The organism is Thiorhodococcus fuscus (assembly GCF_042682685.1).
Lineage (GTDB): Bacteria > Pseudomonadota > Gammaproteobacteria > Chromatiales > Chromatiaceae > Imhoffiella > Imhoffiella fuscus.
This window is the reverse complement of the sequence record NZ_JBHUHX010000004.1, coordinates 214,442-226,823: the sequence shown is the minus strand read 5'-3', so window position 1 is coordinate 226,823 and position 12,382 is coordinate 214,442. Positions and strand designations below refer to the sequence as shown.

Sequence of the window (12,382 nt, the reverse complement as noted above, 5' to 3'; positions counted from 1 at the left end):
GGTCCAGGAACAAAGGTGTTTCTTCCGTCCTCCGCCTAGACCAGTCCACCCTTGACGTTACCCAGCAAGGTCTTGGATTCCTCCTTGTTTTTCTTCGCATTCCTCTTCTCTTTCAGCGTCTGGCCCGGTTTTTTCTTTGCTTCTTTGTTGCTTTTGCGTTCTTTGGTCATGGGGTGATCTCTCGACAGCGGGTAACAAGATTTCTGAGTATCCATATCGGCGCCCCTGCCCGACCAGATAACCGAACCGGAGAGCGGTGCTATATCGCTAAAGATTCATCACGCGCGCTCCAGTGGTTGACGATTGGTCGTGGCCTCTGCGCCGCTTCACATCTCTTTTTTGACGTCCCTGGCCGTATCGCTCACGGCGTCACCGCCGCTTTGAATATCCTTGCCAGCGCCCTCGATGGTATTGCAGCCGGACAATCCAGCCATTGCGATCAGAAAAATCAGTGCTCCGAGCTTTTTCATCATCATTACCTGTTAGCGGTTCGTTCCGCTGTCGCTGCGCCACAATGAGGTCATCGGCTTAGGCGCGACGACGGATGCCGGGCGTGTTAGATCGAGTGCGGCGGTTCGACGCTGAGCCTGCATGACTCCGGCCCGCCTACGATCCCCCGGTTCTCAGCACTCTATCCCGAACGGATCGCGACTTCGGTGCGCTAGCGAACTTAAGTCCACTTTCAAGAGGAGGATCAGTGTGTAGACGCTCGAATGCTGCGTCCTTGGGAGTACCGTCGGGCTCGAAAGAGTCCGCGCTCATAATCTCCAGGTGCCGCCTTGACGGTGTTATTCTCAGACTCTCGCCGCTCGGCCGCCTCGCAGTCGGGAAAGAGATCGGCGGCCAGATGGACCTGCCCTTCGGCGAGTTGCCACCTCGCCAATAGTAGGTTCCGGGCACCGGATAGTAGGCGAAGGCGCGCCAGCCGCTGTATCCGCCGGCCGGATCGCGGTCGAATCCCTGCCCGTCGAACTGAAATCCGGCATTCGAACCGACCCATCACGGCTGTCTAAACGCTGGCCGTCACATCAACCGCTATGAGCTGCACTTTGGGCCGTAGAGGACGTTCACATCAAAGGTCCATTGTTTGCCCAAAATACGCGTGTGCTACAAAACCATCGAGTTCGGCGATACGGATATTCATGTTCGGACGCTGCGCGACAAACAACAGTATTCGGATGATGACGGAGAGGCCCTGAAACGGGGTATCTCCTCGGCACTCTGGCCGCTGTTCGGCGTCATCTGGCCATCGGGAGAGATTCTCGCCCACCATATGCACGACCAGGACGTCGAAGGCTTGGGAATCTTGGAAATCGGGTGCGGAATCGGTCTGGCGAGCCTGGTCCTGAATCAGCGTCTGATGGATATCACGGCCACCGACTATCACCCGGAAGCGGAAGGCTTTCTTCGACACAACGTCAAGCTCAACGATGGAAAGGAGATTCCATTCGTCTGTACCGGATGGGAAGACGAGGATTCCGAGCTGGGTAAATTCGATCTCATCATCGGCAGCGACCTGCTCTATGAGCGTGGGCATGTCGAATTGCTGGCGTCTTTCATCGAACGGCACGCTAACGCGGCCTGCGATGTGATCCTCGTCGATCCAGGTCGGGGGTATCACGCCCGCTTCAGTAAGAAAATGGTGAGCTTGGGGTACTCCCATACCCAGGAAAGACCACAGCATTCCGCTTATCTGGAACAGCCGTTCAAGGGTCAGATTCTCAGTTACCACCGAGAATAATGCCGATTTGATTTGAGGCTGATTATGTAATTTTACTTCTGAGGGTTGAGTTATTTATGCTTTGTGGAATTCATAATGTTGAACTGGCATAATATTATTTGGATATAGTGCGATTGTGGGTATCGGAGATGACGAAATCACCGCCAGCAGACGACACGAAACGCCATATCGAATACCGGCTCGATCTGATCGCGGGAATCAGCCGGCTGCGCGAGGCGCAGGAGGACTTCGCCACCCTGATGGACGACGATGCGCAGATCTATGCCGAGTGGTGGTGGCGACCGCCGGCGTGGCAAGACGACGCCGACCCTCGGGAGCTGCGCCAGCGTGCGATCGCCAATGCGACCCGCCTGACCCTTGAGGACGATGAGGTGCCGCGCCAGCGCGACCCCTCCGAGGCGCTCTCGGCGCAGCTGCGCAACCAGTACCTGCGCTACGATCTCGCCCCCGGTCTCATCAGCGCCTCCCCGCGTCTGATCGAAGCCGCCCTTGCCGTCAACGCCGCCAAAGCGGCCGTTACTCAGGTGGTCGAGGAGATCAATGCCAAGAAGCTGCTGGTCGGCCCCGAGGACGACCGCTCGGGCATCCAGGTCGGCAAGCCGCTGCTGCCCTACCTGCTTCACTCGCTCGGTCTCGTCCGGGCACATCTGCATCGCATCAAACGCCAGCTTCAGGTGCTGGAGGAAGCGCCGGAATCGGTGGGTTTCACCTGGGCCTCGCCTCGCCGGCTCAAGTCCATCTCGATCGAGGATCTGCGCACGCGCTTGGAGCGTCTGCGCGGAGCCATCGAGAACGACAGCCGCCTGCAGGCCGACTGGCGCATCTTTCTCGACCTGCAGCGGCGTCACGATCTCGATGAACCCATTCGGCTGGCATGGATCAACGCCGCTCACACCCACCCCAAGGCCAATCTCACCTGGATGGATGGACGGCGCTCGATCCACCAGGCGGTGCTGCCGCTACTCTATCCGGGCGAGCCAGGACGTCCGCTGGTGCGCTCCGGGAAGCTCGGGCACTGGCCGCACGATGCGGCGGCGGCGTCCTTTCTCAGCGCGCGGCGGCGCCAGCGCAGCGACGTGGTCTTCGACTGCGACGCCCCCTTGCTCCAAACGCTGCCGATCTACGCACCCGCAGCGGTGCGGGCACGCTACTACCGGGATGCCGAATCGGAAGACGCAGTCAGTGCGGCCATCCAAGAAGGTGGAGAGACCGAGTCCCCGCCGTTTTAGCGACCGTCCTTGACCGGCGTCTCGCACTCTGGGCGCTCCAATTCGGACAGGAGCGCCGAGAGATGCTCATCCAGAAGCGTCAGCGACGCTGGTTCGATCAAGGCCAGGATGGCGCGTTCGGTCTCGATGTGGGCCTCGACCGCGCGATCGATCAGATCCCGCCCGGCTGGCGTCAATTGCACCAGCATGCTGCGCGCATCCTGGCTGTTGGGTACACGCAGCACCAACCCATTGGCCTCCAATCGTTGCAACCGGTGGGTCATGGTCCCCGAGGTAATCATCAAGGTCGAGAACAATGCCTTGGGGGATAGACAGTAAGGCGCCCCCGACCGCCGAAGCGTCGCCAGAACATCGAACTCCCCCGCGCTCATTCCGAATCGAGAGAAGGTCTCCCCAAGCCGGCGCTGAAGCAGCGCCGAGCAGCGCATGATGCGCCCAATTGGCCCCATCGGGCTGGCATCGAGATCAGGCCGCTCTCTCTTCCACTGCGCAAGGATCGCATCCACTGCATCGGGCTGTCGCCTATCGGTCATTGCAATCCCCATATGTCTTGACTTCAAGATAGTTTGCCGGCAGGCTGGTATTTTATCTTGAGTTGAAGATAGTTCGATGCCGAAATCACTGACGCCCTCGGTCTGGGGCGACATCTTGCTGACCGCCTTGGCCCCGACCATCTGGGGGTCGACCTATATCGTCACCACTGAACTGCTGCCACCAGACCGACCGTTCACTGCGGCCCTGATTAGGGTACTGCCCGCCGGTCTGCTGCTCGTGTTGTTTATGAAGCGCTTGCCCGCGCCTGGAGATAGGCTCCGGCTGCTGGTGTTGGCCGCCTTGAATATCGGTGTCTTTCAGGCGCTGCTGTTCGTTGCGGCCTATCGGCTTCCCGGCGGTTTGGCTGCCGTGGCGGGTGCGACCCAGCCCTTGTTGGTCATGGCGCTGGCCTGGAGCCTGGACCGACACACACCAGCCCGATTGACCCTGTGGGCCAGCATCCTGGGTGTCTTCGGGATGGCTGTGCTGTTGCTCTCGCCCAATAGCGTTTGGGAACCCGTGGGAATCATTGCCGCGCTGGCGGGCGCGGCCTGCATGGCGGCGGGCACCTTTCTCACCCGACGCTGGAAACCGGACCTGCCGGTGCTCGCACTGACTGGGTGGCAACTGCTGCTCGGTGGTCTGATGCTAGCCCCGGTGGCCTGGATTGCGGACGCTCCCCTGCCGGCGCTGTCCCTGACGCAGATGGGTGGTTATGCCTATCTATGTCTCGCGGGCGCCTTGTTAGCCTACGCGCTTTGGTTTCGCGGTATCGCGCGCCTGCCTTCGGTGGCGGTGTCTTCGCTGAGTCTGCTGAGTCCGTTGACAGCGGTGGTGCTGGGGTGGGTGCTGTTGGGGCAGGCGATGACCGGTACCTCTTTGGTGGGTTTGCTTATGGTGCTCTCTAGCGTGCTGACCGTGCAGTGGTCCATGTCCCAGCCGCAACGCATGCGGATGCCATGACGGGAAACCAGGGATGTCGACGGCGGAATCCGGTTACGGACTCTCCACGGCAGCCCCAGTCACGAAGCATTGTTGGCCGCGAGTACGCAGGCGAGCGCACCAATTCGCGGCCTCGCTTCGGCTCTCCCAGTCCAGGACGCGTAACCGATAGAAAGGGCTCTCTGTACCGTCCTCACGCGGCTGACTGATGGTGAGGGTGCGCCCCTCCAGCATGGATGAAAACTCCCGCATAAAACGCTGGCTGTCCTCCTTGACCCTGTCGAGCGAGCGTCCCGCCAATACCTGCACCTGCCAGCGGTAGACGCTGGGCGTCAACCTGATCTCCTGAATATCCGCTGGCGGGACTGGGCTGTCGGACGCCGCAGCATCTTCCCCGGTGTGTTCTTCATCCGCTCTCGTATCACGGGGCTGCGGTTCCGTTGCCGAATCTGGCAACGGCGGTTTCCGCGACAGGTCCGATGCCCGATCCGGTTCGACCGCCGGTGGGTCGGACGCGAGCGGCGCCTCCGATGGTTCGGGCTCGACGATCCCTTCCGTCCGGTCCGAATCGGCCACCATCGGTGCTCGATCGGATTCGGCCGCCCGTTCCTGTCGGTCGGGCTCGACAGCAGACCCCGGCTGCTTCGGTTCAGCCGGCCCGGTCTCTCGCGTGACGGACTCTTCGCTCGCGGTCAGAAGCAGCTCGCCCGGATTCGACCACCAGTTCAGATCCGACAATCGGAGCTGAAGGAAGAGACCTCCCGACAAGGCCAGCATGAATAGCAGCAGCGCCAGGAATCGTCCCCGTCTCGGCGCCCGCTTGGTGGCGAACAGCTCATTGAGCACCAGCGCGTCCTGCAGATGGCGGCTTTCCCAGGTCTCGTCATAGAGCAGCGACGTGGGATCCACGAGCCAGGCTCTGATCCGTTTGCGCATCCTGTCGTGATAGACCTCCATGCGTTCCTGCCGTCCGCGAAAGGACCAACTGCTTTCCGGTTGCAGACGTTCGTCGTATTCCAGCATCCATTCGCAGGCCAGCTCCAGATAGGCCTGACTCACATCGCATTGCGGGTTGTACGCCAACAGTGGCCGGCCACGATCGGCGGCCTCTCGGACGGCGTCGCCGTAGGGAATCTCGGTCCGCAGCACCAGATGGCCGTAGTCCTGACGCAGGGTTCTGGCCAGCGCCAGGGCCGAGGCGTGCAAGGCGGCGCGATGGACGAGCAGCAGGTGCACGCCGTGCAGCGGCTGCTTCAGGCCGGCACGCAATCGCTCGATGGTTTGGAGCAGCGCGGGCAGGCTTTCGAGCGAGACGGTATCACAGGGCAGCGGCAACAGGATCTGATGCGCGGCGGCCAGTGCGTTCAGGGTGAGCAGTCCCACGGAGGGCGGGCAGTCGAGCACGATATGATCGAAATGAACCGGCAGCGCGGGCAGTGTCGCGAGCGCCTGATGCAGTCGGGTGCGACTGTCGCCGAATTGGGCCAGCTCGTTTTCGAGACCGCTCAGTCCGGGAGTCGCCGGCGCCAGAAAGAGATCCGGAATCTCGGTGGCGGTTATCATGTCGCGCGTCAGCGCGGCCTCGCGCAGCATGCGTTCCGTCCCGCTCGCCTGGATCCCTGACATGAGGGTGTAGCCACTATTGCCCTGCGGATCCAGATCCATGAGCAGAACGTTGCGTCCGGCGGCGACAAGCGCGATGGACAGGTTGAGGGCCGTTGTGCTCTTGCCGACCCCGCCCTTCTGGCTGGCCACTGCGATGATTTCGGGCGCGTTCTTCTGCCGCTCAGCAAGCGTTCGAGTCATGGCGATCGTTCTCGGTGACTGCAGGCAATTCGGTGATGAGGCTCTCCAGTCCCCGGCGTTTACGTCCGATGCGCGAGGCATACGGTTCGACGGCAGGCGCGATGGCGACCCGATCGATCGCACGCGGCTCCGCGCGCTCCGGAGCACTGGAGCCGATGGTCTCGGCCGCGCGGATGGATTGGCGATAGGATCGAGCGGTCAGGATCCGCCGAGGATTCTGGTCCGCCGAAGGGGCGCCGGCCTGCTCGGCCGCTGCGAGCCGCAGTGCGATCTGACGCGCCAGCAGCTGCTGGCGCGGAGGTGGACGCCAGACGCCCAGCTCGACCATCGGCGGTCTGGGATGATCGGTGATGGACGAATCGGTCGGAGCCGCCAGGACGTAGGCACTAAGACGCCTCGGCGAGGTGGCGCGCGCGCGAACCTGGAACCATCGGATGAGCCAGATCATCACCACCATGCCCACCAGGATGGCCAGGGTGATGGACAGACCGCTCATCACGGCGGGGGGCTGGTCGCGGTGCGCGAGGTGGAGGCCGCCAGACCGTCGCTCCCCCGCGACCAGACACGCTGACGCAGATCCGCGAGCTGACGATAGGTCGCAAGCCAACGCCCTACCCGCTCGATCCAATCCCGATAGACCGAATCGCCATGCTTTCGCAGGATGTCGATGGCCGCCTGCCAATGCCCTGCGCGCGCCTGTTCGAGCGCCTTGGTTCCGGCTTGGCTTCGGGCCTGCTGGACGCCTGTGGCGGCGAACGCGGGGTAGTAAGGATAGGCCGAGGCCGGTCCGTAGGGGGTGCGTCGATCGAATCGGACGCTGTTGCGCTGGTCCAGCGTCTCGTTCAGTCGGGTCAGCTCGGAGATCAGGGTCGCCGGTGTTGCGATGCCCTGCTCCGCCAGCGGCTTGAGAAATTCGAGTTGCGCCGGCTCGCTCCAAACGGCTTCGAGCCCAGCCAGTTCGGACACGAACGGTTGTCCGGCGGTCAGTTTCTCGGACAGATCGCTAAGCGCCAAAAGGGACTGAGTCGCATGACGCTGCCGATCGATGTCCCGCACAGCCGCGACGACCTGCCGATGGACCTGATCCAGCTCCGTCAGTCTGCGCTCCACATTCCCTTGGAGCGCGACCGTCGTCTGCGCCAGGTCCTGCACGCGATGCCCTTCATGCTGGACGAACAGCCAAAGGCCGGCCGCCGCCCCGACCAGCGTCAGGGCCGTCAGAATCCAGGGCGTCGGGCGGAGTCTGGCCGTCGAGCGTCGGCCGAGGCTCGACTCCTGTTCTTGGTGGAGCGGAGCGATCATGAACCGATGCTCCGACGACGGCAGCGATCCCGGATCGACGCAGGGCTCCGTGGACGTGGATGCCTCCGACAGCGCGTCGGCCTCCAGCTCGACCATCAGGGTCAAGATCCGTCGATAATCGTCCGCGACCAGACGTTTCAGACAGGGGTCGCGTCGAAGCAGAAGACACCAACGCTGCTCGGGCTCGAGCTTCAGCAGCCAACTGAGGGTGTCTGCGCTTTCCGCCTCGGTCGCGACCATTCCCCTGGCGATATGGGCGTCGAGGTAAGAGAGCCAGCGTGGTTCCATAAGGATCTCGAGTCCAGTGCCTCAGTCGGCCTGCTTCACGATGAGCGGCGCATAGAGCTGCTGAAACTGTTTGAGCCAGGAGGCGTAATCGCCGACCGCGCGCTTTGCGGCCAGGATACCCAAGCCGGTCTGTTGCGCCACGGTGGCGGCATTCATCTCGATGATACGCCACGGCGGAAGCTTGAGCCGCTCGAAGTCGATCCATGCCTCGCTCATGCAGGACTCCAGAGGAACCACCAGCACCCCTTCGCTCCGCATCGCCGCGATGCGGCTGAACTCGGGCGTGGACTCATAGGCATTGAAGGAACCGGCGACCTGATTCAAAACCAGAATCCGCCGACTCTGCGGAAAGATCTTGGTCGTGGCCTCCAAGACCTCGATGCCCGCCATCACCGCAACCGGATCGGCGGTGATCGGGACATAGATGTCCATGCTGACCCCACTGTCGGTCAGCAGCTCACCGAGTTCGGATTTGCTGGCCCACTCCAGGATGTGCCGATCCATGTTGGCCCCGAAATCCACAGCCGTGTCCTGCTCCAGCATCTCGGCCGCCAGTTGATCCCAATAGCTGTAGGCCAGCGATGGATCGGCGCGCAGGGCCTCCGCGTCTGCACCGATGTGCAGCGACAGCACATTGCTGGCCCCTACGAATTCCGCCAATTTGGACTTGTCGTCGACATCGACCAGGCGCAGCGGGCGCCCCATGGCTTCGTAAAGCCAGGCCAACGCCATGAGGAGCACCGATTTACCGACGCCCCCCTTGCCATTCATTACCCATATCGTGTGCATTCGCACCCCTCACCTACAGAATATCTGAAAGATGTCATGGACATGGCTTCATCACTCGATTCATACGTGATAAAGATCATCGCGATGCCCGCATGACGATTGCCCGTGGAGTATAAGTTACCACTAATGCTGGTTGCATTTACCCAGCGCATCTTTCGATCGAAATTGTGGAATCTATCTCGCTGGATGGCCCGATCGATCGTTCTTCGTTCGGATCGAGGGCGGAGCGGGGATCGACAAGAGGGAAGACATCTCATACCGACGCACGAGAACCGAGACAGACATGCGATTTGACAAGATCTTAGGATTGACCATGGCCGCCATATGCAGTGGCGCAATCGGCCAGGCTCAAGCGGAATCGCTCGTCGTCGACAACGGCGAGATCACAGCTGTGGTGGGCGTGGAGATACAAGGCGGGCTGTACGACCTGAGATTCGTCGACAGCTCATTCAATGGTGGGTACCCGGCCGACTTCGCCGGATATGGCGTCCTCGCATGCGACGCGGTCAAGGCGATCGTCGCCGCAAGCGACAGCGGCACACTGCAGGCTCGACGCGATTTGAGGCCGCGCGGATGCGCGTCGAGCGACGCATGCACAATCCTCATTCCGAATCATGCGACGGGCTCGGCGCCCTCTGCGGCGATGTCCTACGCCTGCGAGCTGATCCATGTCGGCGGGCAATTCCGTTCGGGCGACCCACAGTGGCCGTTCGACCCGTCCACGGATACCGGATACATGCCCGATATGACGTACGCCATCCTGACGCCAGCCCGATAGCATGTGACGGCACCCCGGATGACGCTGCTCGACCCAATCCGGGATGCCGCCGACCCTCAGAGCGTGCCGAGAGCGGTGACGACCCGGTCGAGACGGTCCCGGACATCCGAGGCGACCCTGGCCACCTGCGGGTTGTCGACCAGATCCAACACCGCCTTCGGGTCCATGAAGGCGATACGGGTCTTGTGATCGTCAGATTGACGTACCACGACGTTGCAGGGGAGCAGCAAGCCGATGTCGGGTTCCAGATCCAGCGCCTGACTGGCAAGCGGTGGATTGCAGGCACCCAGGATCCGATAAGGCCCCTTGTCGATTCCAAGTTTCGATTTGAGCGTCGCCTGAACATCGATATCAGTGAGCACGCCGAACCCCTCGGCCTGCAATGCCTCGATCACGCGGTCGATGGCCGCGTCGAATTCAAGATCGACCTCGATAGCAAAACCGTACATCGCATCGTCCTCCATATGAGTCGCACCGCGTTCTCGTGTGATCGACCAGCGCAAGACACGTCTGGCTCACCGGCTCAGGCCAAACGCTTGGCCCGCCGCACCACGAGACCGAGAAAGATCGCAGTCCAGCCATTGATCAGCAATTCAACGGCGATCACCAGACCGATCAACCAGACGCCGGACACCGGCCACTGCACGAGAACCAGCGCGCCGAGCAGCATGGAGAGCAGACCGCCTCCGGCGGCCCACTTCCAACCGACCTCTTTGCGATGCTGGAAGGCGATCACCAACCGTAGCGAGCCGGCGGTCAGCAAGGCGACGCCCAGGACCAGCGTGAGCGCAACGGCGGCGCCGACCGGATCGAAGATCATCAGCCCGCCGGCGATCAGATAGATGAGTGCGATGCCTCCATGCGCGAAGGTGCTATTCCAGCTCTTGCACTTGAAGGCGTCGAAGAGTTGCAGACCTCCCCCGAGCGCCAGCAGCGCACCGAACATCAGCACGCCCGCAAGCGTGAGCCAGAAGGTCGACCACAGTCCAAAGAGACCGAGCAGTGTCGATACGACGCCGAGCGCCACCAACCCGCCCCAGTTGCGAGGCAGGTCTCCAGGCAGAGACTCAAGCTCTTCGGCGATCGCGGATTGATTCATCTTGAATGCTCCAAATTGAGGTGTACTGGATGAACGGAGACGGGCGCGCCCCACGCGCCCAGGCATGGGGCGCCGAGAGGCGAGCACCGTCGGGATCTCGGATCATCGAGTCACGAAGCCCTGTGCGAGCCTCGTGAGCGAACCGCAGGTCAGTCGGTCTTGTTTTCGACGCGATCGCCCATCTCTTCCATCTTGTCGCCGGCATTCTCCACGGCGTTCGACACCGAATCCTTCGCCTCCTCGACCTTGCTCTTGGCCTGTTCAACAGCCTGGTCGATCTGAGCACCCATCTTCTCGGCCTTTCCGTCGTCCGTATCGCCGCACGCCGTCAGCATCAGGGCCAGCACGATGGCGGTAGGAACGGCAAATCCGGTCTTGCTCATGTTCGTGATCTTCATAAAGGTCGCTCCTTCAAAATTGCGCCACATTCGGTGGCGACAGGGGATGTAGGGGGCACAGCGGATCTCGGCGTCTATCTGAAAAGATCAAGCGTCCTGTTTGAAGCGCCGCCCGATCAAAGACTGGATCGCCGATCTCGCACTCGCCCTATATTTAAAGCAAATCAAATGCCAAACTAGGCAAGCCGCTATTCGAAAAGTCTTTTTTCAAAATACCGAGGGTGCCGCAACCCTGCATCGGGTTCTATGAACCATGGAACGGTTCAAATGCACCGCTGTAACCGACTGCTCGGCACGAAGGGGAAATCTTGATGGCGCACCATCCGGGACGCAGCCCGGATGGTGCCAAAGAATCCCGGCTCAACCGGGATTCGGAAACAACATTCGGATCAATTGATCCGGAAGATGTCGAAGATGATCGCCTGGTCGTCGCCGAAGTCCTCGTGACCAGGAATATAGGGATGCGGGTCCGAATGGTGGACGTGTGCCCAGAGTCCTTTTTCGGTCAGACTCGCCAGCGCCTTCCTGTAGTCGTCGTCGTAGAGGTCGACGCGGTGGCTCAGTTGCACGATCCCGCCCGGCTTGACGACACGATGGAACTCGCACATCAGCCCGTGGATGTTTTCGATGTAGGTGAGGGTTCCGATGCACTGGGCCGCACCGAAGTGATCGTCCGGGAAATTCAGCGGCTTGTTCAGATCCACTCGGATGAGCTCTGAATAGCAGCCGCGCTCCTCGGAGCGCTCCAACGATTTGCTGGAGTAATCGACACCGACGACGGATTTGAAGCCCAGCTCGCCGAGATGATGGCCGGTCAAACCGACACCGCAACCGGCATCGAGAATCGGAAGGGACGGATCGATCCCGTGCTTCTCGATCGCTTTCGCCCTCTGCGGGGCATCGTACCCCATGGAAGTCAGATCCTTCTCGTAGGTAGCGGACCAGCTATCGTAGTATTTTTCCAGCTCGTCGAGCTTGGCGGATGTCACGCCGATCAGCTTGGTGACATCGCGTTCTTCGGTGTGGGCGGATTGAGTGTCCGTCATGATTGCTCCTTCTATGTCTGACGAATGAGGAATTCATTCGTCTTAAGAAATGTGGCGCAAGCAGGAAGACGCTAAAAAGTAAAAACCAAGATAACTGCAGAGTATCGCACGCATCAACTCGACGCATGGAATTCGATGATCGAATGCGGAAACACACCGAATCCGGTGCGACTGGAGAACGTGCGGAAACACACCGAATCCGGTGCGACTGGAGAACGGTTACCGCAGAAACTTGAATGCCGCGCTATGGGCATCCGAACCCGAAACGCATACTGGCAATGTAACTATTCAGGTCTCCTATCGACTGCTAGCCCTTTATAAAACAGTGGCTTGCGGTTCGTGATGGTGACACCTGCCATCAAATCCGCCTAAAATGGCTGTGCTTATCGAACCGTAGACACAAGATATAGTGTTCTGCGCTAGGTCGCGC

At 61.1% G+C, this 12,382-nt stretch carries 15 protein-coding genes; 4 read left to right on the top strand and 11 right to left on the bottom strand.

Features of this window, described 5'->3' with window-relative positions; translation table 11 throughout:
* Positions 1-35: 35 nt before the first annotated feature.
* Together ACFSJC_RS02665 and ACFSJC_RS02660 are read right to left on the bottom strand one after the other, a co-directional pair.
* Positions 36-170: a hypothetical protein gene (locus ACFSJC_RS02665; RefSeq protein WP_386022813.1), complete on the bottom strand. Its 135-nt coding sequence runs from the start codon at positions 168-170 to the stop codon at positions 36-38.
* Between the two features lie 156 nt (positions 171-326).
* Complete coding sequence (locus tag ACFSJC_RS02660) at positions 327-476, bottom strand: entericidin A/B family lipoprotein (protein ID WP_386022810.1); 150 nt, start codon at positions 474-476, stop codon at positions 327-329.
* Positions 477-1,102: 626 nt separating this feature from the next.
* Here ACFSJC_RS02660 and ACFSJC_RS02655 point away from each other — a divergent pair.
* Both ACFSJC_RS02655 and ACFSJC_RS02650 read left to right on the top strand, forming a co-directional pair.
* Positions 1,103-1,741 carry a class I SAM-dependent methyltransferase gene (locus ACFSJC_RS02655; RefSeq protein ID WP_386022807.1) on the top strand — a complete coding sequence of 213 codons (639 nt, stop codon included), beginning with the start codon at positions 1,103-1,105 and terminating at the stop codon, positions 1,739-1,741.
* 128 nt (positions 1,742-1,869) lie between these two features.
* Entirely contained in the window at positions 1,870-2,970 is a 1,101-nt protein-coding gene (locus ACFSJC_RS02650; RefSeq protein WP_386022804.1) for a DNA replication terminus site-binding protein, read from the top strand.
* On the opposite strand, the gene ACFSJC_RS02645 is transcribed toward ACFSJC_RS02650, so the two are convergent.
* Positions 2,967-3,419: a MarR family winged helix-turn-helix transcriptional regulator gene (locus ACFSJC_RS02645; RefSeq protein WP_386022801.1), complete on the bottom strand. Its 453-nt coding sequence runs from the start codon at positions 3,417-3,419 to the stop codon at positions 2,967-2,969. The two genes, ACFSJC_RS02650 and ACFSJC_RS02645, sit on opposite strands and share 4 nt — an antisense overlap.
* Before the next feature lie 160 nt (positions 3,420-3,579).
* Between ACFSJC_RS02645 and ACFSJC_RS02640 the strand changes: the two genes are divergently transcribed.
* Positions 3,580-4,467 (top strand): EamA family transporter, encoded by an 888-nt coding sequence (locus ACFSJC_RS02640; protein WP_386022798.1) that lies wholly within the window; start codon positions 3,580-3,582, stop codon positions 4,465-4,467.
* 33 nt (positions 4,468-4,500) lie between these two features.
* Here ACFSJC_RS02640 and ACFSJC_RS02635 read toward each other — a convergent pair whose 3' ends face one another.
* From ACFSJC_RS02635 to ACFSJC_RS02620, 4 genes are read right to left on the bottom strand one after another with little or no spacing between them, the layout of a single operon-like run.
* Positions 4,501-6,252 (bottom strand): AAA family ATPase, encoded by a 1,752-nt coding sequence (locus ACFSJC_RS02635; RefSeq protein WP_386022795.1) that lies wholly within the window; start codon positions 6,250-6,252, stop codon positions 4,501-4,503.
* Positions 6,233-6,748, bottom strand: coding sequence for a hypothetical protein (locus tag ACFSJC_RS02630; protein ID WP_386022793.1), 516 nt, complete (start codon positions 6,746-6,748; stop codon positions 6,233-6,235). Before ACFSJC_RS02630 ends, ACFSJC_RS02635 begins: the two co-directional genes overlap by 20 nt.
* Complete coding sequence (locus tag ACFSJC_RS02625) at positions 6,748-7,842, bottom strand: hypothetical protein (RefSeq protein ID WP_386022790.1); 1,095 nt, start codon at positions 7,840-7,842, stop codon at positions 6,748-6,750. The genes ACFSJC_RS02630 and ACFSJC_RS02625 overlap by 1 nt, the downstream gene beginning before the upstream one ends.
* A gap of 21 nt (positions 7,843-7,863) precedes the next feature.
* Positions 7,864-8,613: a P-loop NTPase family protein gene (locus ACFSJC_RS02620; RefSeq protein WP_386022787.1), complete on the bottom strand. Its 750-nt coding sequence runs from the start codon at positions 8,611-8,613 to the stop codon at positions 7,864-7,866.
* Between the two features lie 301 nt (positions 8,614-8,914).
* Here ACFSJC_RS02620 and ACFSJC_RS02615 point away from each other — a divergent pair, with 301 nt between their 5' ends.
* Positions 8,915-9,409 (top strand): hypothetical protein, encoded by a 495-nt coding sequence (locus tag ACFSJC_RS02615; RefSeq protein WP_386022784.1) that lies wholly within the window; start codon positions 8,915-8,917, stop codon positions 9,407-9,409.
* A 56-nt stretch (positions 9,410-9,465) separates the two neighbouring features.
* Here ACFSJC_RS02615 and ACFSJC_RS02610 read toward each other — a convergent pair whose 3' ends face one another.
* From ACFSJC_RS02610 to ACFSJC_RS02595, 4 genes are all read right to left on the bottom strand, one after another.
* Positions 9,466-9,858, bottom strand: a complete 393-nt coding sequence (locus ACFSJC_RS02610) for a DUF302 domain-containing protein (RefSeq protein ID WP_386022781.1) — start codon at positions 9,856-9,858, stop codon at positions 9,466-9,468.
* A 74-nt stretch (positions 9,859-9,932) separates the two neighbouring features.
* Positions 9,933-10,508 (bottom strand): HdeD family acid-resistance protein, encoded by a 576-nt coding sequence (locus ACFSJC_RS02605; RefSeq protein WP_386022778.1) that lies wholly within the window; start codon positions 10,506-10,508, stop codon positions 9,933-9,935.
* Between the two features lie 149 nt (positions 10,509-10,657).
* Positions 10,658-10,906, bottom strand: coding sequence for a hypothetical protein (locus ACFSJC_RS02600; RefSeq protein WP_386022775.1), 249 nt, complete (start codon positions 10,904-10,906; stop codon positions 10,658-10,660).
* Positions 10,907-11,295: 389 nt separating this feature from the next.
* A complete protein-coding gene (locus ACFSJC_RS02595) occupies positions 11,296-11,952 on the bottom strand; it encodes a class I SAM-dependent DNA methyltransferase (RefSeq protein ID WP_386022772.1) in 657 nt (218 codons plus the stop codon).
* Between the last annotated feature and the right edge of the window lie 430 nt (positions 11,953-12,382).

Excerpts from the sequence above, each read along its gene's own strand:
- ACFSJC_RS02665 (WP_386022813.1), bottom strand. The coding sequence starts at position 170 with ATGACCAAAGAACGCAAAAGCAACAAAGAAGCAAAGAAAAAACCGGGC.
- ACFSJC_RS02660 (WP_386022810.1), bottom strand. The coding sequence starts at position 476 with ATGATGATGAAAAAGCTCGGAGCACTGATTTTTCTGATCGCAATGGCT.
- ACFSJC_RS02650 (WP_386022804.1), top strand. The coding sequence starts at position 1,870 with ATGACGAAATCACCGCCAGCAGACGACACGAAACGCCATATCGAATAC.
- ACFSJC_RS02645 (WP_386022801.1), bottom strand. The coding sequence starts at position 3,419 with ATGGGGCCAATTGGGCGCATCATGCGCTGCTCGGCGCTGCTTCAGCGC.
- ACFSJC_RS02640 (WP_386022798.1), top strand. The coding sequence starts at position 3,580 with ATGCCGAAATCACTGACGCCCTCGGTCTGGGGCGACATCTTGCTGACC.
- ACFSJC_RS02635 (WP_386022795.1), bottom strand. The coding sequence starts at position 6,252 with ATGACTCGAACGCTTGCTGAGCGGCAGAAGAACGCGCCCGAAATCATC.
- ACFSJC_RS02630 (WP_386022793.1), bottom strand. The coding sequence starts at position 6,748 with ATGAGCGGTCTGTCCATCACCCTGGCCATCCTGGTGGGCATGGTGGTG.
- ACFSJC_RS02625 (WP_386022790.1), bottom strand. The coding sequence starts at position 7,842 with ATGGAACCACGCTGGCTCTCTTACCTCGACGCCCATATCGCCAGGGGA.
- ACFSJC_RS02620 (WP_386022787.1), bottom strand. The coding sequence starts at position 8,613 with ATGAATGGCAAGGGGGGCGTCGGTAAATCGGTGCTCCTCATGGCGTTG.
- ACFSJC_RS02615 (WP_386022784.1), top strand. The coding sequence starts at position 8,915 with ATGCGATTTGACAAGATCTTAGGATTGACCATGGCCGCCATATGCAGT.
- ACFSJC_RS02610 (WP_386022781.1), bottom strand. The coding sequence starts at position 9,858 with ATGTACGGTTTTGCTATCGAGGTCGATCTTGAATTCGACGCGGCCATC.
- ACFSJC_RS02605 (WP_386022778.1), bottom strand. The coding sequence starts at position 10,508 with ATGAATCAATCCGCGATCGCCGAAGAGCTTGAGTCTCTGCCTGGAGAC.
- ACFSJC_RS02600 (WP_386022775.1), bottom strand. The coding sequence starts at position 10,906 with ATGAAGATCACGAACATGAGCAAGACCGGATTTGCCGTTCCTACCGCC.
- ACFSJC_RS02595 (WP_386022772.1), bottom strand. The coding sequence starts at position 11,952 with ATGACGGACACTCAATCCGCCCACACCGAAGAACGCGATGTCACCAAG.